This window comes from Hymenobacter sp. CRA2, from assembly GCF_002007105.1.
Taxonomy (GTDB): domain Bacteria; phylum Bacteroidota; class Bacteroidia; order Cytophagales; family Hymenobacteraceae; genus Solirubrum.
In genome coordinates this window covers 282,502-305,638 of sequence record NZ_MVBC01000006.1, presented here as the reverse complement: position 1 = coordinate 305,638, position 23,137 = coordinate 282,502, and the positions used below count along the sequence as shown (strand labels likewise).

At 64.5% G+C, this 23,137-nt stretch carries 15 protein-coding genes; 7 read left to right on the top strand and 8 right to left on the bottom strand.

Annotated elements, in window-relative coordinates:
* Positions 1-473 precede the first annotated feature (473 nt).
* Genes B0919_RS12140 through B0919_RS12125 form a run of 4 tightly spaced genes read left to right on the top strand, consistent with a single transcriptional unit; the run spans position 474 to position 3,619 of the window.
* Positions 474-734, top strand: coding sequence for a hypothetical protein (locus B0919_RS12140; protein WP_078012514.1), 261 nt, complete (start codon positions 474-476; stop codon positions 732-734).
* A 47-nt stretch (positions 735-781) separates the two neighbouring features.
* Positions 782-2,152, top strand: a complete 1,371-nt coding sequence (locus B0919_RS12135) for an ATP-binding protein (RefSeq protein WP_078012513.1) — start codon at positions 782-784, stop codon at positions 2,150-2,152.
* 41 nt (positions 2,153-2,193) lie between these two features.
* Complete coding sequence (locus B0919_RS12130; protein WP_078012512.1) at positions 2,194-2,583, top strand: response regulator; 390 nt, start codon at positions 2,194-2,196, stop codon at positions 2,581-2,583.
* Positions 2,573-3,619: an adenylate/guanylate cyclase domain-containing protein gene (locus B0919_RS12125; RefSeq protein ID WP_078012511.1), complete on the top strand. Its 1,047-nt coding sequence runs from the start codon at positions 2,573-2,575 to the stop codon at positions 3,617-3,619. Before B0919_RS12130 ends, B0919_RS12125 begins: the two co-directional genes overlap by 11 nt.
* A 128-nt stretch (positions 3,620-3,747) precedes the next feature.
* Here the strand turns inward: B0919_RS12125 and B0919_RS12120 are convergent, their stop codons facing one another.
* Positions 3,748-6,492 carry a cyclic nucleotide-binding domain-containing protein gene (locus B0919_RS12120; RefSeq protein ID WP_078012510.1) on the bottom strand — a complete coding sequence of 915 codons (2,745 nt, stop codon included), beginning with the start codon at positions 6,490-6,492 and terminating at the stop codon, positions 3,748-3,750.
* A gap of 114 nt (positions 6,493-6,606) precedes the next feature.
* Here B0919_RS12120 and B0919_RS12115 point away from each other — a divergent pair, with 114 nt between their 5' ends.
* A complete protein-coding gene (locus B0919_RS12115) occupies positions 6,607-7,236 on the top strand; it encodes an HD domain-containing protein (protein ID WP_078012509.1) in 630 nt (209 codons plus the stop codon).
* Between the two features lie 90 nt (positions 7,237-7,326).
* Here the strand turns inward: B0919_RS12115 and B0919_RS12110 are convergent, their stop codons facing one another.
* Complete coding sequence (locus B0919_RS12110; protein WP_078012508.1) at positions 7,327-7,767, bottom strand: response regulator; 441 nt, start codon at positions 7,765-7,767, stop codon at positions 7,327-7,329.
* A gap of 216 nt (positions 7,768-7,983) precedes the next feature.
* Here B0919_RS12110 and B0919_RS12105 point away from each other — a divergent pair, with 216 nt between their 5' ends.
* A complete protein-coding gene (locus tag B0919_RS12105) occupies positions 7,984-8,343 on the top strand; it encodes a hypothetical protein (RefSeq protein WP_139362082.1) in 360 nt (119 codons plus the stop codon).
* Positions 8,344-8,598: 255 nt separating this feature from the next.
* On the opposite strand, the gene B0919_RS12100 is transcribed toward B0919_RS12105, so the two are convergent.
* Both B0919_RS12100 and B0919_RS12095 read right to left on the bottom strand, forming a co-directional pair.
* Positions 8,599-9,441, bottom strand: coding sequence for an oxidoreductase (locus tag B0919_RS12100; protein ID WP_078012506.1), 843 nt, complete (start codon positions 9,439-9,441; stop codon positions 8,599-8,601).
* Positions 9,442-9,792: 351 nt separating this feature from the next.
* Complete coding sequence (locus B0919_RS12095) at positions 9,793-16,821, bottom strand: Ig-like domain-containing protein (protein ID WP_078012505.1); 7,029 nt, start codon at positions 16,819-16,821, stop codon at positions 9,793-9,795.
* A gap of 670 nt (positions 16,822-17,491) precedes the next feature.
* On the opposite strand from B0919_RS12095, the gene B0919_RS12090 reads away from it, so the two are divergent.
* Positions 17,492-17,695 (top strand): hypothetical protein, encoded by a 204-nt coding sequence (locus B0919_RS12090; protein WP_078012504.1) that lies wholly within the window; start codon positions 17,492-17,494, stop codon positions 17,693-17,695.
* A gap of 7 nt (positions 17,696-17,702) precedes the next feature.
* Here the strand turns inward: B0919_RS12090 and B0919_RS12085 are convergent, their stop codons facing one another.
* The 4 genes from B0919_RS12085 to B0919_RS12070 form a co-directional block, all read right to left on the bottom strand.
* Positions 17,703-18,836: a hypothetical protein gene (locus B0919_RS12085; RefSeq protein ID WP_078012503.1), complete on the bottom strand. Its 1,134-nt coding sequence runs from the start codon at positions 18,834-18,836 to the stop codon at positions 17,703-17,705.
* Positions 18,837-18,843: 7 nt separating this feature from the next.
* A complete protein-coding gene (locus B0919_RS12080; RefSeq protein WP_078012502.1) occupies positions 18,844-19,845 on the bottom strand; it encodes an SPFH domain-containing protein in 1,002 nt (333 codons plus the stop codon).
* 124 nt (positions 19,846-19,969) lie between these two features.
* Entirely contained in the window at positions 19,970-20,887 is a 918-nt protein-coding gene (locus B0919_RS12075; RefSeq protein ID WP_078012501.1) for a DUF6929 family protein, read from the bottom strand.
* Positions 20,888-21,017: 130 nt separating this feature from the next.
* Positions 21,018-23,054 carry an RICIN domain-containing protein gene (locus B0919_RS12070; RefSeq protein ID WP_176133012.1) on the bottom strand — a complete coding sequence of 679 codons (2,037 nt, stop codon included), beginning with the start codon at positions 23,052-23,054 and terminating at the stop codon, positions 21,018-21,020.
* Positions 23,055-23,137: the final 83 nt, after the last annotated feature.

Genomic DNA, 23,137 nt, shown 5'->3' with positions numbered 1-23,137 from the left:
CGCAAAAGCGCGCGGCCACTTGGGCCTGCCGGGCGCCCGGCTCGGCCAGCGCCTGCGCCACGCGCTGACGCAAATCCATCGAGTATGCTTGCATACAGCCGCTTACGTACGCGGAGCGCCAGCAGCTACATTGTCTGTGAATCTGCTATAAATACCCTTTTTTAGATACCTGTTTGCCAGATTGGGGGCTTCTCCTAGCCTGCACCTGCTGCACCTCCTTCAGCCCCTCGGCCTAGCGGCTAAGGGGCTGTTTGCTTTTAGCGGCACCAAAGCTTTATCGGGCGGGCACCCAGCTTATATTTTCGGTAGCCATAGCTATGTTCAGGCAACGTCGCTGGCCTCTTTTGAATCTAACCCAGCAGTAACGGCCGCCGATTTTGGCGCCACTGCGCATATCCTCCCATCTTTGGGCACCAATACGCTTCTGCATGTCGGGTTGCCAACGGTTATTTCTACTCATACTATGGTTAGGCTTGGCGGCCACTGGCGCCCGGGCACAAACCCAGCCGGCCCCAGCGCCGCCCGCCGCTCCTGCGCCGCCCCCGCAGACGCTAACGCTGCGCGTGACGCTGCCCACGGTGGTGGGCTACGCTATCCGGGCTCTTGCCAAGGATAACAAAGAAGCCGGCACGACGCAGCAGAAAACCCCGCGCACCAACAACCCCGTGCTGGTGCTCACCTTGCCCGTGCCGGAGCTACTGACCAGCAAAAAAACCGCGCGGGCCAAGGAGTAAGCGGCCCGGCTACTACCTTACCGACTTTCTTGCCCCTGCCCGCTGCCATGAAATTCAACTTTTCGCTGGTCCTTCCCATCCTGCTGGCCTTATGGGTTGTGCGGATGTTGCGCCAGTTCCTGGACCTCCCCAACCGCCTGCCCCGGCTCAACCGCCAGCTCGACTGGATTTGGGTGCCCGGCGTGGTACTGCTGGCCTGTTCAGCGGGCTGGAATTCCGAGCTGCTCGACGAGGTGTACCAGGTGTTCGTACTCAGCGCCGTTTCCCTGGTGCTGCTGCGCGTGCAGGAATACCGCCCGGCCCGCACGCTGCTGCTGGGCATCGCGCCCTATGCCGTGTACTCCGTCATCGAGCTGCTGGTAGCGCTGATGGGCAGAAGCCTGCTCAAGGACTTTGACAGCGTATTTGAAACGTCGCAGGGCTTTGCCATCATCTGGCTGGTGACCTTCGTGCTGATTGCCCGCAACCAGAAAAAGCACCTGGAACAAGAGCGGCTGGAGCGGGAGCAGGAAATAGCCGAGAAGCGGCGCATCGAGGCCGAGAACAGCGAACTGGAGCGCATGGTGGCCGAGCGCACCGCCACGCTCACCCAGCAGGCCCAGGAGCTGCAGCACGCCCTCGACGAGCTAAAGACCACCCAGGATCAGCTGATTCAGAGCGAAAAAATGGCCTCGCTGGGCGAGCTGACCGCCGGTATTGCCCACGAAATTCAGAACCCGCTGAACTTCGTCACCAACTTCTCCGACGTATCGGCCGAGCTGGTGCAGGAGCTGCTGGAGGAGCAGCAGCGCCCGGACCGTGACCCGGACCTGGAGGCCGAGCTGCTCGCCGACCTCAAGCAGAACCTGGAGAAGATTACCCACCACGGGCAGCGCGCCGCCAGCATCGTGCGGGGCATGCTGGAGCACAGCCGACAGAACACCGGCGAACGGCAGCCCACCGACGTCAACAAACTCGCCGACGAGTACCTGCGCTTGGCCTACCACGGCCTACGCGCCAAAAACAAGTCCTTCAACGCCACCATTACCACCTTCTTCGACCCGGCGGTGGGCAGCATCGCGGCCGTGTCGCAGGACCTGGGACGGGTGCTGCTGAACTTGTTTACCAACGCGTTCTACGCCGTGCAGAAGCGCCAGGAAGCGGCCGGCGCCGGGTTTGTGCCCACGGTAAACGTAGCCACGCGCCGCCGCGCGGAAGGCCACATCGAAATCCGGGTGCAGGACAACGGCACGGGCATTCCGGCGGAGGTGCAGCAGAAAATCTTCCAGCCGTTCTTCACCACCAAGCCCACCGGCGAGGGCACCGGCCTGGGCCTGTCGCTGAGCTACGACATCGTCACCAAGGGCCACGGCGGCAACATCGAAGTGGAGTCGGCGGAAGGCCAGGGCACCGAGTTTATTATCACCTTACCGGCGTAGCGTAGCCGGTGCACTACCGGTTTCTGCTAGCTTTGCTTACGATGAAAATACTAGTGGTCGACGACGAGCCGGACGTGCGCACGCTGTTTGAGCAGCGCTTCCGCCGCGAAATCCGCAGCGGGCAGTTTTCCTTCTCCTTTGCGTACTCCGGCGAAGAAGCCCTCGATTACCTGCACGCGCACGCTTCGGAAGTAGTGTTGATTCTCAGCGACATCAACATGCCCGGCATGAGCGGGCTGGAGTTGCTGCGCCACATCCGCCAGGAGTACCCCGCCCCGCCGCCCCCGCAGGTAATGATGATTACGGCCTACGGCGACCAGGACAGCCACGACCAGGCCCTGCGCCTCGGGGCCGACGATTTCCTGACCAAGCCCGTAGACTTCGTTGCCCTCAAGGCCAAGCTGGCCGCTATGGAAACGCATGAAAACTAAAATCCTCGTCGTGGACGACGAAGCGGACCTGGAACTGCTCATCAAGCAGAAGTTCCGGCGCAAAATCCGCGAAAACGTCTACGAATTTCTCTTTGCCGGCAACGGACAGGAAGCCCTGACGGTGCTGGCCCAGCACCCGGATACCGATATCATCCTCTCCGACATCAACATGCCGGTGATGGACGGGCTCACGCTGCTTTCCAAGCTGCAGGAGGCCAACCCGGTGGTGAAAGCCGTGATGGTGTCGGCTTACGGCGACTTGCAGAACATCCGCACGGCCATGAACCGCGGCGCCTTTGACTTCGTGACCAAGCCGGTGGACTTCGCCGACCTGGAAACGACGATGGAGAAAACCGCCCAGCACGTGCAGCAGCTGCGCGAAACACTGCGCGCCATTCAGGAAAACAACATCCTGAAGATGTACGTGGACGAGACGGTGCTCAACGTGATGGCCCGGCCCGAGTTTGAGCACACGCTCATGGTCAGCGAGACGGTGCAGGCCAGCGTGCTGTTCGTGGATATCTGCGGCTTCACCTCGCTCTCGGAAGTGCTGCCCCCGGCCGATATCGTGGGCATGCTTAACACCTACTTCGACCAGATGGTGCAGGAAATCATTGCCCAGGGCGGCCGCGTCGACAAGTTCATGGGCGACGCCGTCATGGCCGTGTTCCGCGGCGACTTTCACTTGGACCGCGCCATCGACGCAGCGTTGGCTGTGCGCGCCACGGTGCAGGCCAACGAGTACACCCTGCCCGACGGCAAGAAGTACCAGCCGCAGGTGAGCATCGGCGTGAATACCGGCGAAATGGTATCGGGCAACATCGGCTCGGCCTCGCTCAAGCGCCTGGATTACACCGTCATCGGTGACACCGTGAACGTGAGCCAGCGCCTGCAGTCGGTGGCCCAGCCCGGGCAGGTCATCATCACCGAATCGACCTACGAGTTGGTGAAGGAATCCTTCCAGTGCCGCCCGCTGCACGAAGTCAGCCTGAAAAACAAGACCCAGCCGGTGATGATTTACGAGGTGGTGGCCTAGTATCCAGCTCCATATCATCATCCGGAACAGAGCGAAGGACCTTGTCACCGCTGAACGAGTCGTTGCAACGACGGTCGTTCTGGCGTGGCAAGGTCCTTCGCTCTGTTCCGGATGACGGCTTTTTACCTCTACCCCGCCGCTACCGACTTCTCGTTTTGCCGCCTCAGGCGCTGGCAGAGCACGCGTAGGATGTTGCGCAGCACCTCGGGGCGCTCCTCCATCACGTCGTAGAAGTCGTCCTGATCGAGGCGGAAGGCGGTAACCGGCCCCTGAGTGATGGCCGAAGCGGAACGCGGCTCGGCATCGAGCAGGGCCAGCTCGCCGAAAAAGTCGCCGGGCCCGAAGGTGGCCAGCTGCTGCGCGCCGGAGAAGATGCCGACCTCGCCCTGGTGCACGATGAACAGCGAAATGCCCAGGTCGCCCTTGGCAAAAATCTGTTCCCCAGCCGGGAAGCTGACTTCCTTCATGATGGGCACGATGCTGCTGAGCACGTTTTCGGGAGTGGCGGCAAACAAGGCGGTGTGCTTGAGCAGGGCCACCCGCTCGGCAGCGGAAATACGGGGTTGGGGGCCTGAATGGCTCATAAGGACGTCGAGGGTGGGCTGGTGCGTCAGCAACTGTTGATAAAGACCACGCTCCTGCTGCTGCAGACGCCGGGCCAGGGCTAGGGCCGCTTCCCGCACCAGCGGGCTAGGGCTGCCGAGCCGGGCCAGCAAGGCGGCGGCATCGGCCAGGGCGGCGGTGGGCTGCCACTGCTGCAGGGCCTGGGCAATGGTCCAATCGGTGAAAGCGGCTTCGCCCCGGCGGGCCACGGTGGCGACAATGCCGGCCAGGGGTTCGTCGTAGGTGAGCAGCCGCTCGAAGGTGCGCAGGCGCTCCGGAGCCGGCGCCACTTCCAACAGGGCCTGCAAGGCCTGGTAAACGGGCCGCGGAATGAGGTTATCGAGGATTTCCAGGGCGTTGGCCTGCCGCTCGCGCGCGGCCTGGGCCACGCCGCGCTGGGCATCGGCAATAAGCTGGGGCGGGTAGAGCTGGGCCAGCAAGCTAAACAGGCGCTGCTGCACCCGCGTCAGCTCGTACTCCAGGCTGCGGGCCAGCGGTTCATCCGGCGCTAGCTCCGTCAAGCCCGTGAGCAGGTGGCGGGCCAGCTGCAATTCCTCCTGCACCAGGGCTTCGAACACGGGCGCTTCGGCGGCCTGGGGCGCAAAACTGCGCAGGGCGCGCAGCGCGGCTTCGCGGCGGAACAAGTGAGGCTGCCAGGCCAGCGCAATGAGGGCCTGCCGACTGGCGGGCAGGGGCAGGCGGCCGCAAAGCAGCGCCACGCGGCGCACCAGGGCGTCGTCGGCCTCGGGGCTATCGAGCACCTGCGCCAGGGCCGGCACGGCCTCGGGGCCCTGCTGCAGCAAGGCCTGCGCCGCCGCCGGGCGGGTAGCCTTGTCGCGCAGTGCTTCGATCAGCTGGCCGGGCGCAACGGGCGCGAAGTCGGTCGGGTTGAAGTCGGGCGCCGCGCTGCCGCCGCTGCCGGCCATATCGGCCCAGCGCAGGCTGCTGGCGGTTTCGGTGGTGCCCGAGAAACGGCGGCTCAGGGCGTGCTGCAGCTCAGCCAGGTAATGGGCGTGGGTGCGGTGCAGGAAGTACCAGGCCAGCAGCACGAACCCGCTCATCCACACGAAGGGCGCCCAGGCCGATACGTCGGGCAGCTGGTGCACGGCCAGCAACAAAAGCCCGCCCAAACCCAGCCCCAACGGCTCGTACACGCCCTTGGCCAGGGTGTGCGCCTGCAAGCGTTCGGGCGGCGACAGGGGCTGAAACAGCGTCAGAAACAGCGGATCGAACAGAGCGCGGCGCAGCACCTCCAGCGTCACGAACACGCCGCAGAAATACAGCAGCAGGGTTTCGTCATCGGCCTGCACAAACCACAGCCGGGCTGCCAGCAGCATGGCGGCGGCCAGCACGCCGGGCAGCAGCACCAACATGCGGCGCACCCCTACCTGGTCGGTGGCGGCGCGCGAAAACAGCAGCTTGAAGAGCAAGGCCAGCAGGTAAGCCGCCACCAGCACCGTGCCCACGTAGCGCATTACCATGGCCTGGTCGTGGAACTTGTGCTTGACGTTGACGAAAAACGAGTACTCGATACCCGTGGTGACGGCGGCAATGGCCAGCATGCTCAGGCACATCGTCAGCACCAGGCGGCTGCTGCCGAACCAGCGCTGCAGCGCCGCGGCTACGGGCTGCTGCCGCGTGGCACGGGCGGCTTCGCGCACCTCCACCGAGTGGGCGCGGCCAGTGCTGCGCAGCACCAGCAGGGCCGCCAGGTAGGCCCCAAAGGCAGTGAGCAACAGCCAGAGCAAGTCGGAATGGTGGTGAATGAGAATGGCCAGCACGGCCCCCATTGCCTTGGCGGGCATGTCGCCGGAGCTGATGACGCCGAACAGGCGCCGCCCCTGGCGCACATCGAACACCACGGCCGATACGCCCCAGAACTCCAGGTTGGTGAGCAGGTAAATGACGCGGTAGCCCGTCATGATGGCCACGGCCGCGGCAGCTGAGTGGCCCCAGGTGACCAGCGCAGCCAGCACGCCCGTCAGCACGATGCTGGCCAGCAGCACCCGCACGGCCACGCGCTGCAGGCCGAGGTGGTGCTCGTAATGGCGGTAGATCTGGCCAGCGACCAGCATGGCGGCGGCAGCGGCCAGGTAGGCCAGCGGCAGGTTTTGCTCCGGGTGGTTTTCGAGCAGGATGACGTTGGCCGACACGTACACCAGGATGGTGCCGATGCCCAGCAGGAAATTGTGCAGGAAGAACAGCCCTACCGTACGGCCTTCCCCGGCGCGAATGCCTAGCAGTTGCTGCCAGCGTGCGAGTAATGTCATTCTGGATAGCTAAAGTGGCGGGCCTGCCCCCGTTGAAGTTGCAAGATAGCGTCCGACGCGGTCCAGCGCGGAAATTTCCGGTAATTAGCCCCCGCTTGCTCCTGCTGCTCTCCCATGGATTGTCCCCGCGCCGAAGCGTACGTGCTCGATCAGCTCCGCCACCTGCCCGCTGCCCTCACCTACCACGGCCGGCACCATACCCTCGACGTGGTAACGGCCGCCCTGGCCCTGGCCACCGCTGAGGGCGTCGCCGACGCCGAGCAGCTGGCCCTGCTGCGCACTGCCGCCCACTACCACGACGCGGGCTTCCTCACCACCTACCACGGGCACGAAGCCGCTGGCTGCGCGCTGGCCCGCCGGGTACTACCTGGTTTTGGCTACTCCGGGGCGCAGGTAGAGCTGATCTGCCAGCTCATCATGGCCACGCAAATGCCCCAGACGCCCGGCCACGAGCCGCTGGCCCGCATCGTCTGCGACGCCGACCTGGATTACCTCGGCCGTGCCGATTACTGGCCCATCAGCCAGACGCTGCGCCAGGAGCTGGCGGCCCGCGGGCAGCTCTTCGATGAATTCGGTTGGCTGGAGCTTCAGCAACGCTTTTTGAGCACCCACCGCTACTGGACACGCGCGGCCACCGCGCAGCGCGAAGCGGCTAAACAGGCGCGCCTGGCCGAAGTCCAGGCGCAATTGGCCTACCTCACTGGTGCAGCCACCGTCAGCGGCGTAGAAGCGGCCGGTAAATAAATACGTAAGAAAGAGGCCTGACCATGCCAGGCGCAATTAGTCTTGCAGATACCGCCAGAACGGGGCAGCTAAGCCTCGTGGGCCCCAGCTCTACCCTTGCGCCGGAGGCAGCTGGCCCAGGCCCTGAGCGTTGAAGTGCAGCTGTAGGATGGTGGTCAACTTTTCGCCGGTGAGCGGCTTGCTCACGGTGCCGGCCACGGGGTATTTGCCGATGCGGCTCAGGTCGTCGGAAGTCATGCTGACGGCCAGTACCACCACCACCACGCTGGCTTGCAGCTCGCGGGGCAGGGTTTCGAGGGCCTCCAGGAACTCCATGCCGCCCATCACGGGCATGGCAATATCCAGCAGCACCAGAATCGGGCGCGAGGGCGAAGCGCTAACCTCCTGCCGCTTGAGCATAGCAATGGCTTCGGCCCCGTTTTTGGCCGCCCAATAGGTATCCGTCAGCCGCAGGGAGTACAGCGTAGCTTCGTTGAGGAAATTCGTCGACGGGTCGTCGTCGACCAATAAGATAGCGGCCAGTGGATGCATAGAACGCGGATTAACGGGCCCTAAAGGTAGGAGTTCGGCGAATGATTACCCAGCTCCGTCATGGGCCCCGCGCTTGGCGGGGTTATCGGCGGCGGAAAAGCAGTCGACCAGCGCACGGAGCCACATACCAGCCAGAAAGGCCCGGCTAATATTAAATTATAATTTTGTATATATTTTAAGCACACCACGCTCCCCCTTACCCATGCTCTCCACACCATGCAACCCGTTTCTTTCTCTTCCGCCACCCGCTTGGCTCCCGAGCTGGTTATCAGTTACCAGGATGCCCTGCTCTTCGTCAAGCACCGTTTGACTGGCTTTGCGCACGGGATGCTCAAACCCTGGGCCCTGGAGCACGGCATGAACTACTCCATGCTGGTCAACCTGAAAAACGACAAAATTCACAAGCAAACCCCGCTGCTGCTGCAGCGCCTGCTCGGCCTCTTCGGGTTCGAAACCAGCCCGATGCGCATTCAGGCCGATGGCGTGCCGACCTACGTGTTTCTGCTAAAAGACAAGCGAACCGTGAAGGCCTTCCGCCAGCAACTGCAGTTTTTTGACGCCACTCCGAATACCTAACCGCCTGTCGCTCGAACACTCTGGTGCTAACTCTGGGGAGTGAGCTTGTTCCAGCGTCGATTCAGGCAAAGCCCCGGGCCACCAGCCCGGGGCTTGCTTTTTTCAGCCACCCCGGAAGCTAGCTACAGCTGGCCGTGCGGCTTTTTGCTCAGCTCTACCCCTGCCCGAACGATACGTCGACTATCAAAAGCACAGCCCTCCGGCCGGTGGCCGAAGGGCTGTTGGTGTGGCGAAGACAAATGACGAGCCTCTGCCCTATTCCGGGAAGTCGGCTGAGTTGCCGAGGCTGGCGACGCTTTCCAGTTCCTGTACCAGGGCCGTGAACTTCTCGCGGGCGCCTTTGACGGCAGCTTTGCCCAACGGCAGGTGCAGGGGCGGATTTTCCTGGCGCACCAGATCAAACATAATCTGGGCGGCGCGCTGCGGGTCGCCGGGCTGACGGCCGCTGTAGCCCTGGATGCCGGCCAGGTTCTGGCCCACGGTGGGCTGGTAATCCTCGATGGCGGTGGTTACCACGTTGGCCGAGCGGCCGGCCCAGTCGGTGCGGAAGCCGCTGGGCTCGATGTTGGTGACCTTGATACCGAGCGGGCCGACCTGCTGGGCCAGGCTTTCGCCGAGGGCTTCGAGGGCAAACTTGCTGGCGTTGTACACGCCCACGCCGGGGAAGGTCTTGAGCCCGCCGATGCTGGTGATGTTGAGCACGTGGCCCGTGCGCCGCTCGCGCAGGTGAGGCAGCACGGCCCGCAGCACGCGCAGGGGGCCGAACACGTTCACGTCGAACTGGCGCTGCACCTCGGCCTCGTCGATTTCCTCGATGCTGCCTAAGGAGCCGTAGCCGGCGTTGTTCACCACCACGTCGAGGTGGCCTAGGGCCTGAATGGCGTCGGCCACGGCCTGCTTCACTTCGGCTTCGTTGGTGACGTCGCAGACGAGGCCGCGGCCGTTTTCGCCGGCTTTCTGGGTAAATTCATCGGCTTGCTCCTGCTGCCGGAAGGTGGCGGCCACTTTGTCGCCGTTTTGAAGGATCAGTTCGGCCAGCGCGGCGCCGAAACCGGTGCTGACGCCGGTAATAAACCAGTGTTTGGGAGTAGCTGACATATAGCTCTGGAGGGTGAAAAAAGGCGGAGTCCCCGGCCGTTGGCCGCGGCGAGCTTCTTCAACTATCGGCACCGGGCTTAGGTTTTGGTGGGCTGCCGCGTTGCCTCGGGTTAGCTAACGCTGAAACCGGTCAGATGGCCCTGCTCCCTTTGTCATCCTGAGCAGAGCGAGCCGAAGGTCGACGTAGTCAAGGACCTTCTCACCCTAGGGCAAGTCGTTACAACGATGGTCGTTCAACGGTACAACAGGCCTTTCTTCGCCAGCAAGACAGGCCGCCCATTCATTCGTCATTTACAACAAAAAAGCCGCTGCCCGGAATGGACAGCGGCTTTTTCAGGATTCAGCGGCAGGTTACTGCTTCACCAGGCGCTGGGTATAGGCCTTGCCATCGGCCGTGAGCACGCGCAGCAGGTAGGTGCCGGCCGGCAGGGCCTGCACATCCAGCGTAGCAGGCTGAGCGGCGTCGAAGGAAAGCGTGCGCAGCAGCTGGCCGGCGGCGCTGTAGAGCGTAGCCTGCGCCTGGCCGGTGGCACCGCTCAGGCGCACGTTCAGCACTTCGGTAGCCGGGTTGGGGAAGAGCGTCAATTCCACCGTGGTCAGCTGGCCGAAGCTCACCGACTGGATGGCCGAGTAGCTGTCGGCGCGGTCGAAGTCGACCTGGCGCAGGCGGTAGTACACCAGCTGGCCGAGGCGGGCGGCGTTGGCGTCGGTGAAGCGGTAGTGCTGGGCGTTGCTCACCGTGCCGTGGCCGGCTACTTCGCCTACTTTCTCAAACGTGCGCCCGTCCAGGCTGCGCTCCACGTCGAAGTGGTCGTTGTCCTTTTCCTGGGCCGTGGTCCAGGTCAGCAGCGCGTCGTTGCGCTGGGCTTTCACCCCGAACTCCACCAGCGTCACGGGCAGCGGGCCGAAGCCGATGGTGAAGCTCACCGTCTGCGCGTTGGTACCGCCGAACTCGTCCACGGTCGTTACTACTACCGAGTAGCTGCCGGCGCGCAGCAGCGTGCGGTTGGCCACGGTGATGGCACCGGTAGCCGGATTCAGGGCCAGGCCCAGGGTAGCCAGCTGCGTGGTACCGGCGGCGTCGGTGGTGGCCGAGCGCACGCCCGTATCGGTTACCGTCGTCTGGTTGGTCGAGCTGCTGAAGCTGTACTCGGCTCCGTTGGCGTCGGCGGCGCTGGTAATCACGTCACCGTTCTGGTAAGCCGTTTCCAGCGAACCACCCCGCACCGGCGCGGCCGTGTACACCGAAGCGTTGTCCTGCCCCACCGAAATGGCGTAGAGCACGGCCGCCGATTCAGCGTTGGCGTTGTCGACGGCGAGGTAGCTCAGGAAGGCGTTGCCCACGAAGCTGCTCACCGGATCGAAGCGTAGGTTGCCGGCATTGGCAGCCGGCAGGCTGAAGCGGCCGTTGCTCAGGGCGACGGGGCTGTAGTTCACGCCGTCGGCCGAGTAGTACAGCGTGCCTTGGGTAGCCGCATCGGGCAGCGAGGTGATGACGAAGCTACTGATGGTGCCGTCGGCGTCGCTGGCGCGCAGCGGCGAGAGCGGCAGGGCTACCTCCGAGGTGTTGCCGTCGGGTGCGGTCAGGCTGTTCTGCGTCATGTGGGCCACCGGCGCCTGGTTCAGCAGGGTGGTGTTGTAGGTCTGCGAGTCATCTGCGGTGCCGACCTGCGCCGTGGTAGTCGTGGCCGTAGCCGTTACGCTATAGGCCGTGCCCGGCGCCGGGAAGGTGATGGTGTAGGCCAGCGAAGCCTCCTGCCCCGCCGGCAGCGTAGCCGCGCCAGGGAAAGTAACCAGGCCCGAACCGGCGTTGTAGCTGCCGCCGCCCGAGATGCTCACCGTGGCCGGGTCGAGGCCGGCCGGGATTTGCGCCGTGAAACCCACGTTCTGGGCCGGCGACAACCCGTCGTTCAGCACGCGCACCAGGTAGGTGGCCGGCTGCCCGGCCAGCATGGTGCCCGACAAAGCCGTGCCCTGGCTGCGCACTACCGTGCGCACGTTGCTCAGTGCATTCACGGCCACGCTGCTCACGGCCGTGTTGTTGGCCGGCGTGCCATCGCTGCTGCCCGAGCTTACGCTGGCTACCGCCGTCAGCGGCCCCACGCCGGGCACCGTTACGGTGATGGTGTTCGTTTCCACGGCACCGGCGGCCTGCGTGGCCAGCGTCGGGAAGGATACCAGGCCGGTGGCCGGGTCGTAGCTGCCGCCACCTGAGATGACGAAACTACCGGCGCTCAGCCCGGCCGGGAAAGCGACCTGCTGCACCACGTTGCTGGCGGCATCCGCGGCGTTGTTGGTCGTCGTCAGGGTGTAGGTCACGGGCTGACCGGCCGTCTGGTTGGCCGCGCTGGCCGCCAGCGTCACGCCCAGGTCGGCCGAGGTAGCCGTGGGACGCAGCACGCTGGTGGTGTAGGTAGCCGTGTTGTTGGCGCGGCTCAGGTCGTTGGTGGCCGTGCTTACGCTGGCTACGGCCGTGGCGCTGATGGCCGCGGCATCGGGGGCCGAGAAGGTGATGGTGCGCGTAAGCGCCCCGGCAGTTCCGACGGCTACTTCCGTCTGCGCCGGGAAGGTTACCATACCCGTTGCGGCGTTGTAGGCGCCGTTGATAACCTGGCCGGCTTCATCGCGCACCACTACGCTGGCCAGGTCGGTGGGCAGCTGCACGGTGGTCGTTACGCCGGCGGCCGGCGAGGTACCGTTGTTGGCGGTGCGTACGCTGTACACTACCGGCGTGCCGCTCACCACTACCGAAGGACCGGCAATGGAAGCTACCACGTCCGAAGCACGCGTGGTGCTGACGGTCAGGGTGCTGGTGTTGCTGCTGGTCACGTTGTCGGGCGTGCTGCTGGTCACGTAGGCCAGGCTCGGGAACGAAGCGACGGCCGGAGCGTCAAACGTGATGGTGTTCGTCACCGACTGGCCGGGCGCCAGGGAAGCAATTACCGGGTAGCTCAGCAGCGCCTGGTTGGGCTGGGCATCCACCGCGCCGGTGGTGCCGGCGGGCAGGTTGGTGGTGTAGCTCAGGTTGGCCACGGCCGGGGGCAGGCGCACAAACTGTTGCACGTTGTAAGCTGTGCCGCCGCCGTTGTTGGTCGTCGTCACGGTGTAGCTCACGCGCTGGCCGGCCGTTACGGCCGTCGGCCCCACGATGCTGGTGGCCACGTCGGCGTTGGGGTTGATGGTCACCACGGTGGTGGCCACGTTGTCGCCCATCACGGCATCGGCCGAGGTACCGCTGGCGCTGGCCGAAGCCAGCAGCGGGCCGTAGGCCGGCGTCGGCAGCTGCACCGTTGTCGTCTGGGCACTCCCAGCCGTCAGCGACACGGCCGGCCAGCTGACTAGGCCGGTGCTGGCATTATAGCTACCGCCGCCCGAAATGGTCAGCGTAGCCGGGTTGAGGCCGGCTGGCAGGGTCAGGGTGCTCACCACGCCGGTAGCGGTGCCGGGGCCGGCGTTGTTGACGGTGCTCGTCAGCGTCAGGGCGGTGCCGGCCGCTGCATTGGTTACGGCCGTGCCGCCCGCGGTAGCCGTTACGGCGGTCATCAGGTTGGCCGCCTGGCCGGAGGTGGCCGTCACGGTCGTAGAGGCCGTAGCGGAGTTGTTCGTGGTGGTCGTTTCGCCCGTGGTAGCGGCTACCGTTGCCGTTGCCGTGAAGGTGGCAGCCGCAGCCGGCGCCGGTACGGTGATGGTGTTGTTCAACGTCTGGCCAGCCGGCAGCATGGCCACGCTCGGGAAGCTCACCACGGTGGTGTTGGTACCGGCGTTGTAGGCGTAGGTGCCGTTGTTCGACACGAACAGGCCGGTCAGGTTGCCGGGGAAGCTCACCGTCTGCGTCACGTCCGTGGCGGCTGAGGGGCCGGCATTGCGCGTCACCACGGCGTAGGTCAGGGCCGTGCCGGTGCCGGCGCTGGCCGGGCCGCCGATGGCGGTGGTCAGGTCGAAGCCGGTGGCCACGTTCAGCGTCGCGCTGGCCGTGTTGTTGGCCGTATTCAGGTCGGCAGTGGTGGCCGTTACGCTGGCCGCACCGCTGAAGGGCCCCGCGCCGGGCGCCAGGAAGGTAACGCTGTTGGTCACGCTGGCGCCGTTGGCGAGGCTGCTGGTCGGGAAGGTCACCAGACCGGTGGTGCTGTTGTAGCTACCGCCGTTGGAGAAAGTCAGCGCGCCGTTGGTGCCGGAGCCGGTCAGGCCGGCGGGCAGCTGCACGGTGGGCGCCACGCCGCTGGCGGCCGCCGCGCCGCTGTTGGTCGTTACGGCCGTGAAAGTCACGGGCTGGCCGGCCGTGACGGTCGAGCCGCTGGTCGGGGCCGTCAGGCTGATGGCCAGGTCGGCCGTGGTCGGCAGCACCGTCACGGCTATGTTGGCCTGGTTGGTGGGGGCGCCGGCAGCATCCTGCACCGTGTAGCTGGCCGTAGCCGTGCCCACAAAGCCGGCGGCGGGCGTGAAAGTCACCACGCCGTTGCTTACCGAGAAGCTGCCACCGGTTACGGCCACGGAGGTTTGCTGGCCGGCCACGCTCGGGTTCAGGTCGACGGTGGCCGCGTTGAAGGAACTCTCCGGGTCTACGTCGTTGGTCAGCACGTTCAGCGTAGTGCTGGCGCTGCTGCCAGGCATGGTCGCGGCATCGGCTACGGCCGTGGGGGCCAGGTTGCACGAGCCGAAGTACACGTCGTCCACGGCCAGGTCGTTGCCGCCCAGGGCCGTGCTCACGTTGCGGATTTCAAAGGTAGCCGTGGTGTTCGTGCCCGAGTACCACACATCGGAGAACTGCACCCACTGATCAGGCGACTCGTTCAGGGTGATGGTACCCGATACCGCTTCGCCGTTGATAACGAAGCCCAGCTCCGGCACGCCGCCGTTGCTGCCCGGGGCCAGCAGGTTGTTGAAGAACGCCGAGAAGGTGTAGTAGCGGCCCGGCTGTACGGTTACGGTTTGGGCATACAGGGTGCGGATGGAGGCCGCACCGTTTACCATCAGGAAGTTGTCGCCGGTGCCGCCGGTGTGGCCCGTGCCCTGGAAGCTCGGGTGGTAGGTAGTGGCGCTGGCGCCTACCGTGTAGGTGCCCTCCGGGTACAGGCCCGAGTTGGCGTTGACGGTTCCGTTGGTCGTGGTGTAGCCCGACGCTACGTAGCGGTAGTTGGTGGTGAAGCCCGTGTTGCCGCTGGTGAAGGCCGGGTTCTGCAGCAGGTTCGAGCCCGTGGCCGAGGTGCAGGCCGTGTTCGTACTGAATACGCGCAGGTTTACCGTGGCCGTGCCCGAGCACAGAGAAGGCGTAGCGTTGTCGCAGGCCGTGTAGGTGAAGCTGTCGGGGCCGGTGTAGCCCATGGCGGGCGTGTAGGAGTACGTGCCGTTGGCGTTCAGCGTGAGCGTGCCGCGGCTGGGGCCGCTGGCTAGCGTCACGGTGAACAGGTTCTGCTCCTGGTCCGCGTCATTCAGCACCACGTTGCCGCTCACGGTGGTGTTCAGCGGCACGTCGCGCGAGTCGTTGTTGACTACCGGCGCGCGGTTCGGGGCGCTGATGGTGTACGTAGCCGTGGCCACCGAGCGCATGCCCTGGTTGTCGACGGCGTAGTACTGGAACGAGGTCGTGCCCACGAGGCCGCTGAAGGTCAGGTTGCCGGCCTCAGCCACAGCAATGCTCTGGCCAACGGTTACGGCCGTGCCGTTCAGGGCCAGTGTGCCGTTGGCCGGCAGGGTATTGATGATGAAGCTGGCAATGCTGCCGTCGGGGTCCGTGCCGCTTAGGGCCTGCGTGAGGGTGTAGCCCACGGCCGGCAGGTTGCCGCTGACGTTATTGGCTACGGGGGGCAAGTTGCCGGGGCCGGCGCACAGCACCGCGTTGGGCACGACTTGCCGGCTGATGGCCGAAATGCCGTTAGCCGCAGGGCGGGCATACTCGAGGGTCAATAGGTTGTCACCGGTGCCTTCGCCGTAGAATATCAACAGGTTGTGCAGGCCCTTGCTCAAAAACACCGTGGCCGAACGCTCCCGCGAGGTATGCCCACCGCCGTTGTTGATAGTGGCCGATGCCACCGTAGGTGTGGCAGCCAGCGCGGCCGCGTCGAGCCAGAGGTACGAGGCGTCGTCGGAGGTCAGGTAGAAGGTGTAGTTCGCATCTTCGGTCACGTAGATGCTGCCGCGGTAACGGGCGCTGTAGTTGTCCGGGTTGGCAATGGTGCCCGAGGTGAAACTGGTGAAGTTGCCCCAACCGCTGGTGCCGAAGTCCAGTTGGGCGTCAAAGCGCCGCAGGGCGGGCGTGGCGGCGGCAAAGAAGCCCAGGTTATCGGCGAAGTTGCCGCTATAGTACTCCGCCGTCAGGCCGCTGTGCGAAGTGCCATCGAGGTAGGAGCTGCCGCAGCCCGCCGGTCCGGCCACCGCCTGGATGGGAATGGTGTAGGTGGCGGTGTTCGATTCCAGCCCGGCATCGTCGGTTGCCGTGTAGAGAAAGGTGACGTTGCCACCCGAGAAACTCGGCGCCGGATCGAAGCGCAGGGTAGCCGCCTGGGTAGTGGACAGCGTCGTGGTGGGCGTTACTTCCAGGTACCGGTTGGGGTTCAGGAAAGCGGGCGAGTTGTAGTACAGCACACCTTCGTTGGCGGCCGGCAGCTGCGTTACGGTAAAGCTGGTTACCGAGCCGTCGGCCACCGCGCTCAGGCCGCTTATCCCCGTTTGCGCAGCCGAGCTGGCCAGCGCTGCCGCGTTGGTCACGTCGCTGGCCACGGGCGCGACGCGGCACCAGGATATCTGCTCGATGCCTACCGCCTGGTTGGCCGGCGTCCCGTTAAAGTTGTTGCGGTACGTAAGGGTTATTTCGGTGATGTCGCTACTGAAGGTGGCAATGATGGTACCATCCGTGGTGTTGGCCACGTTGGAAGCCCCCGTAGCGGTAGTTCCGCTGATGGTAGTGGTTGTTGTCGTGTTGCTGGCCTTTCTCAGCGCAGGTACCACCGCCGCACCGTTGTTGCTTCCAGCAAACGTTACCTGGTCGATAAAGCCGCTTGAGGCGTCGATGTCCTGAATCCGGATGGTAGCGCCACTAACGGCCCGGTTGAAACGAAACGTGACGTTGGAGTACCGATCGGCCAGTGGGGTAGCGCCTGCGTGCGCGTTTGCCCACTCCAGCGAGGTGACTCCGTTCAGCTGCTGCGTAGCCAGCGTGGCGGTAGGAGCCGCGGAATTATAGCCGCTGCTGCCGATTGTGGTAAAAGTGGTACCCGCGGGTACTGCCAAGGGTGCGCGTGCCTTCCAGTCGCCGCTTGCTGCGCCACTGGAAAATGCCAGCGTGGTGGTGGCCGCGGAGGTACACTGACCCCAAGCCTGCCCAGCCAAACCCAACGGAATCAAGGACCCCAGCAAGGCCCAAAAACGTACGGGTGTTCTCATATAAGAGGGTTAATTGGTCGAAACACCCTTTCCCAGCAGTAGCTCGCGGAAAGGCAACCACAAAATTAGACCCCACAAAGTGGAATAATTCAATAACTCCCCTGAAACGGGATTAAAAGACTTTTAACAAGTCAGCAATATAAAAACTTACCCAGAGGCTGGATATGACATATCTCATAGTTTCCAGTTATTAGAAACCGTGTCTATTTTTGGGAATACATCAGCGGATAAGTTCTATTCTTCTTTGCTTCTTTTTTCTCGGGATTCATCAAAAAAAGCTTCGTTATTCCGTTACTTTTTTGGGAAAACGCCTCGGTTATCAGCTAAGATTTCAGTTCCGCTATAAATAGTCATAACCTATTTTAGTTTAAGCATATAGCATGGTTTTAGGCCGAACTTAAAGGCATAAGCTTCATCATACCTGATTAGATAAGAATGGACCCGACTTCTTTTCTGCTTTGCCAGTCAGCTAATAAAAACGGCGGGTTATACGTCTTGCCATATGGGCTACTTCCTAGCGCTTAAAGCGCTGGCTGGCAGACCACACCAGGTAATCCATGCTAATGCCAACGACTCGCTACCGGCATCTGCACTGGCTCTTCAGGTTCGCTGCGGCAGCACTTGCGCCAAAACCTGAACTCCGACCCGGCAGGCCCGTGTTGGCCCCGGTATGCCCAATCCCCCTGCCTCCTACCGCTACCTTGGCGACCGGCTATGCCGGCTCACCGGCTCGCCGCTGGTCGGGCAGCTTTGCGTGGCCGTGCTCGATGGACGCGGCAAGTGCATCCGGGGCAGCAACGGCACCATGCTGGTTGAGTTTGCCAGCGGCCGCGCCGTGGTGCTGGGCCGGCAGCTGCGCAAGCTCCCCGCCTAGCCGCGGGCTAGTGGCGCGTCGGCTGGCTTTGCCAGTACGCAAAGGCAGCCAGCAGTAGCACGGCCAGCAGGACCAGTAAGGCCACCTTTACCCAGGAAACCGGCCGCTCGCCCGCTACTTCACCGGTCTGCCCGTTGACGAGAAACCGGTAGAGCTTGCCCCGGTACTGGTAGGTACAGATCCAAAGCGGCAGCAGCAGATGCTTGAAGGTTTGCTCGGTGAGTACCGTGTCCACTTGCAGGCCACGCTGGGTGTCGCCGCCCAGCTCCTCGGAGCAAGCCTCCTCCTCGCGCTGCCCAATAATGCTTTCCACCTTGTGGGCACTGGCCGCCAGATCAATGCTGTACACCTCGGCCTCCCAGCCCAGCAGCAGCCGCGGGTCGTAGTCGACGACGGCCTGCAGCTCGTAGCGGCTGGCCTGCGCCACGTGGTGCTCGGCCATGGAGAGCTTACTGGAGGCCATGATGAGCAGGTCGTCGTAGAACGCCTGGTGCGTGCCGCGGTGGTGTTCCCAGCGGGTGCGCTGCTCCTGCCGCGTCACGCGGTTGCCCTTCGCGTCGCGGCCTTCCACCGTTACGTAGTAATAATAGCCCGCGTCGCCCGCCCACTCCGAGGTGGCCTGTGCGTCGAAGGTCCAGTACGGCATGTACAGCCCGTGCAGGTTGTCGAGAGCCGCGCCCGATTTCAGGCTGGAAGGGGCCAGCCAGTAGCTACCCACCCAAGCCTTAAACTGCTGCTGCACCCGCTCGCGCGGCACGAAAAACGGCATCACGCCCGCCGGCTCGATCAGGCGGGTTTTATGAGCGTCGGGGTTTACGTTCTTCGAACCGCAGAAGGCGCAGGTAATCGTGGGCGTGTCGTCGCCCACGGTGGTCTGCGCCCCGCAGTTGTGGCACGAAAACACCTGTTTCTCGGCCGTAGGCGCGTGGGGTAGCTCGTGGCCCCGCAGCTGAAAGTCCAGTCGGTTTTCCTGCAGCCGGTTGCGCGTAAAGTCGATGGGCTCGGCGTGCTGACAGTACTCGCAGCTCAGCTGCTGGGTGCCGGCCGAAAACTTCAGCTGCGCGCCGCACCGCGGGCACGGCGCGTGCACCACGTTGCCGACTTGCTTCGGGTCGGCATCGGCGCGAAAAGATGGTTCCATGCGGGGATTACAACCGGGCCAGCAGCTCGGCTTTCTTAGCCGTAAACTCCTCTTCGCTCAGCACCCCGGCCGCTTTCAGCTCGCCGAGCTGCTTGAGCAGCTCCAGCACCTGCGCCTTGTCGGTTGGGCCCGCGGCGGGCGCAGGGCCAGCGGCCGGAGCGCCAGCCGGAGCAGTAGTGCCGGCCATGAAGTTGCCCAGGCCACCGAGCAACACGGCGGCGCTGCCAGCCCCGGAGCTTTCAGCGGCTTTTTCTACCGCTACGCCGGCCTGAAACTGCTGGAAGCGGCCCATGTCGCCCACCATGTTCATCTGGGTGGTTTTGTCGAGGAAGGCTTCGACTTCGGGCGGCAGGCTGGTGTTTTCGATGTAGAAACGCGTCAGCTCCAGCCCATAGGCGCCAAAGTCGTCCTGCAGCAGGGGGCGCAGCCGCTCGCCCAGCTCCTGGTAGTTACGGGCCAGGTCCAGCACCGACACCCCGGCCTCGGCAATGGCGTCGGAAAACTTATTGACGATGGCCGAGCGCAACTGCCCTTCCACGTCGGCAATGCGCAGGACGGCAGCCGTACCCGCAAACTCACGCACGAACTGGCCCGCGTCCTGCACGCGCAGGGCGTACGTCCCGAAAGCGCGCACGCGTACCTGCTTGAACTCCGGGTCGCGCACGATGAAAGGGTTCTGCGTGCCCCACTTCAGGTTGGTAAACTGCTTGGTGGAGGCAAAGTACACGTCGGCCTTGAAGGGCGACTCAAAGCCGTACTTCCAGCCGCGCAGCGTGGTGAGCACCGGCATGTTCTGCGTGGTGAGCGTGTAGCGCCCCGGCCCAAACACGTCGGCAATCCGGCCTTCGTTCAGAAACACGGCCACCTGCGATTCGCGCACCACCAGCTGCGCGCCGTACTTGATGTTGTTTTCCTGGTCGGGGAATTTCCAGATGACGGTGTCCGTCGAGTTATCGACCCAGTCAATAATCTCGATGAGTTCGTTGCGGATGAAATCGAACAGGCCCATAAGCGGCAGGATGATGGGAGAAAAGCTGCTGCCAAGCTACCAAAATCTGCCATACGCACGCGTTCAACCGTCGCAGAAACCGTAGGGTACCCCCTTCACCCACTAACCGTTCCTTGACGGGTCGCTACAGCGTCAGCTCCACGAATACGGCGGTGGAGCCGCCCGCATCGTCGTCGGTTACCAGCAGCAGCTCGTAGTGGCTGGGGCTCAGTTCGCGGCGCACCGTTACGCTTTCCACTTTGCCGCGGTACGCCCGACCGCCCGGCAATTCCAGTAGGGCCAGCGCCGCGGGCAGCACTGAGCGCGTGGGCTGCCGCGGGTCGATAATGCCCACGAAGCTACCAAGCACCGCGCCGTCGGCCACGGGGTCAGTGGTGTCCTCCACCGAGGCCGTCACGAACAAGCGGCCACCGTGGATGGTGGCGCCCGAAAAACCCGCCGGCTTGCCAGCAATACGGGGCAACTCGTAACGCTGCACGTCAATGCTAGGCAAGCGGCTGGTGCGGTGCTGGACAAACTCCATCGTGGGGCCCAGTGGGCAACGAAACACCAGGTTGCCGGCAGCTGTGCCCACGCTGCGCTGCATCAGCAGCAGGGCGTCGTCGGTGGCGGCAGCGGCCTCCAGGTTCAGCTCCAGGCCCTTGGGCAGCAGCGCGCGCAGGGCGGCGTACAGCGGCGTCAGCGACAGCGGATACACGGCCGCGCTGGGCGGCTGACCAGCCCCCAGGCTCACCCAATAGCCCACTTCCCGCGCCGCGGTGGCGCCCGAGCCCATCACCAGCAGCCCGCTTTCCTTGTCAGGCAGGGCCACGGCCGTGAGGCACTCCAGGTCGGGCTTCAGGCTTTTGGGGATGCGGCCGGAGCTGAAGTGTGCCGTTTCAAACAGCGAAATGGGCCGGGCCGCCGTCAGATCCGCCGCCTGAAAGCAGTAGAGAAAGGGCGCATCGTCGCCGATGATGTAGGCGTAATTGCCCACCACTTCGATGCCCGAGGCCGATGGCAGCTTCGGCAAGGTTATTTCTCGCTGAACAATGGCTTTCATGAGCAGATGACGGTGAATCGGCAGCTGAAGGTTACGCCGATGGGCCTGTGCCAGGTAGCCGGGATGGGGCTTGCGGCTACTCTCTCCCAGCGGCTTGATCCAGATTACCAACGCGCACTGGGCAGCGGGGCTACTGTTTGGTGATGGTAAATTCCACGCGGCGGTTCAGGCGGCGCGTTTCCTCCCGCTCGTTGCTGGCGCGCGGGCGGCTGCCACCGTAACCGACGGTGCTGATGCGCTCCTCGCCTACCCCGCGGCTTACCAGGTAGCGCTTTACCTCGGCCACGCGCTGTTCCGACAAGACTTTGTTTTTCTGCGCGTCACCCTGGTTATCGGTGTGCCCTTCCAGCCGAATCTGCACCGAGGGATTGTCGAGCAAGGTGCGCGCGAGGCGGTTCAGCTCGTTGTAGGAGCCTGAGAGCAGGCTGGCTTTGCCCTGGGCAAAAATGATGGTGGGCAGTTCCAGTTTGGCCCCCACGGCAGCTGGCAGCACCAGCAGCTCCAGGTTCATGGCGCCGTTCACGATTACCGTATCGGCGGCGGTCAGAAAGCCGCCGGCCGTGGCCGCCAGCCGGTACCGCCCGGCCGGCAGCGAGAACTGAAAATTACCGCCGGCGGCATCGGTCTGCCCGGTGGCATTGAACACCATGTCGCCGCCGAGCCGCTGGGCTTTTACCTGCGCCACTACTGGCTTGCGGGTGCGGGCGTCCAGCACCTTGCCGGTCACAAAGCCGCGCGGCGGCACCGAGGTAGTGGCCACGGCCACCACGGGCTTGGCGGCGGCCGTGTCGGTGGGCGGCGTGAGGCCGGCGGCGGCCCGCACGATGTCGGCGGGGCCGTTGGCCGTGCGCGACATGGCCCAGTAGGCCGATTTGCCGTCGGGCCCGAGCGAGAAGTAAGCATCGAAGCCCGCGCTGTTCACGGCCGGGCCCAGGTTCAGCGGCTCGCTCCACCGCGTCCACGTCTCGTCCTGCCGCTCGGTCACGAAGATGTCGGCGCTGCCGTAGCCGGCGTGGCCGTAGGAAGCGAAATACAGCGTTTTGCCGTCGGGCGCCAGCCACGGGGCAAAATCAAAGCCGGGCGAATTCACCACCGGGCCGAGGCTGTGGGGCTCGCCCCAGCCGCCGTTGCCGTCGCGCTGGCTTACGTACAGGTCGTTGCCGCCCTGCCCGTCGGCGCGCTCCAGGCTCATAAGCAGCACCTTTTCATCGGCAGGCTGAAAGAAAGTGGTGGAGGTGCCCGTGGAATAGTAGTTGGTGATTTCCAGCGACTCAATTTTGCCCCAGCCGCTGCCCACGCGCCGGGCCCGGGAGGCACCTTCGTCGCGCGAGGAGTTTTCGCGCGGCTGGTACCAGCCGCGCAACAGCAGCGCTTCGCCGCCGGCCAACACGGCCTGCACGCCGTTGTGCTGGGGGGTATTCAGGGCATCGAGGCGCGTAGCCGGGCTCCAGGTCTGGCCGTCGTCGGTGGTCTGGCTGGTCCAGATGTCCCCCGATTCGGCCACGCCTTCCATGTTGCCCGCAAAACGGGTACGCACGAAGTACAGGGTCTTGCCATCGGCCGTCAGCACGGGCTGCAGCTCGTTGGCCGGCGTATTGATGGCCGCCGCGAGAGGCGCTAGCTGCCCGAACGTAGGGGCGCTGGGCGCCACGCGCAGGCGCAGCGGAAACAGGCGCCACTGCTGGGCGGCGCGCCCGAGGTAGCGCTGCAGCACCACGGCGGTACCGTTGGCCTTGTCAGCCGAGGCCACGGCCAGGCTGGCCGTTTCGTTGCCGCGGCACACCAGTTGGGCACTGCCAATCGGGCCGGCGGCCACCAGCTTCCACTGCTGAAACAGGCTGCCCGTGTACGGGCGCTGCACTACCGGGGCGTTTTCGTCGGCCCGCTCGGCCGTCAGGCACTTGGTGCTATGGCGCACTTCGATGCGGTACCACTCGCTGCCCGGGCTGATGCGCACAAAGCGCCATTGCTGGCTGGGCGCCTGGGTAAATTCCCACTGCACCACGGCCGCGCCGGCCTCCGCCGCGGCGCCGCGTACCTCCAACGCCCGGCCGCTGCCGCGTGCCACCACGCCGTACCAGGTGTTGTCGGCGGGTACCGGTGCCGTTTGGGCCACCGACGGATGCACGCCTAGTACTCCACTGATAACAAGCAGAATAAGCAGCACACAACGCAGCAAGGGAGGGGCAAGGGGCATAATTTCACGCACTTGGTCTGGTGCGCAAGTTAGCCCGAAATCAGCCCCGAGCC

Coding starts and splice junctions, on each gene's coding strand:
- B0919_RS12135 (WP_078012513.1), top strand. CDS start 782: ATGAAATTCAACTTTTCGCTGGTCCTTCCCATCCTGCTGGCCTTATGG.
- B0919_RS12130 (WP_078012512.1), top strand. CDS start 2,194: ATGAAAATACTAGTGGTCGACGACGAGCCGGACGTGCGCACGCTGTTT.
- B0919_RS12125 (WP_078012511.1), top strand. CDS start 2,573: ATGAAAACTAAAATCCTCGTCGTGGACGACGAAGCGGACCTGGAACTG.
- B0919_RS12120 (WP_078012510.1), bottom strand. CDS start 6,492: ATGACATTACTCGCACGCTGGCAGCAACTGCTAGGCATTCGCGCCGGG.
- B0919_RS12115 (WP_078012509.1), top strand. CDS start 6,607: ATGGATTGTCCCCGCGCCGAAGCGTACGTGCTCGATCAGCTCCGCCAC.
- B0919_RS12110 (WP_078012508.1), bottom strand. CDS start 7,767: ATGCATCCACTGGCCGCTATCTTATTGGTCGACGACGACCCGTCGACG.
- B0919_RS12105 (WP_139362082.1), top strand. CDS start 7,984: ATGCAACCCGTTTCTTTCTCTTCCGCCACCCGCTTGGCTCCCGAGCTG.
- B0919_RS12100 (WP_078012506.1), bottom strand. CDS start 9,441: ATGTCAGCTACTCCCAAACACTGGTTTATTACCGGCGTCAGCACCGGT.
- B0919_RS12095 (WP_078012505.1), bottom strand. CDS start 16,821: ATGAGAACACCCGTACGTTTTTGGGCCTTGCTGGGGTCCTTGATTCCG.
- B0919_RS12090 (WP_078012504.1), top strand. CDS start 17,492: ATGCCCAATCCCCCTGCCTCCTACCGCTACCTTGGCGACCGGCTATGC.
- B0919_RS12085 (WP_078012503.1), bottom strand. CDS start 18,836: ATGGAACCATCTTTTCGCGCCGATGCCGACCCGAAGCAAGTCGGCAAC.
- B0919_RS12080 (WP_078012502.1), bottom strand. CDS start 19,845: ATGGGCCTGTTCGATTTCATCCGCAACGAACTCATCGAGATTATTGAC.
- B0919_RS12075 (WP_078012501.1), bottom strand. CDS start 20,887: ATGAAAGCCATTGTTCAGCGAGAAATAACCTTGCCGAAGCTGCCATCG.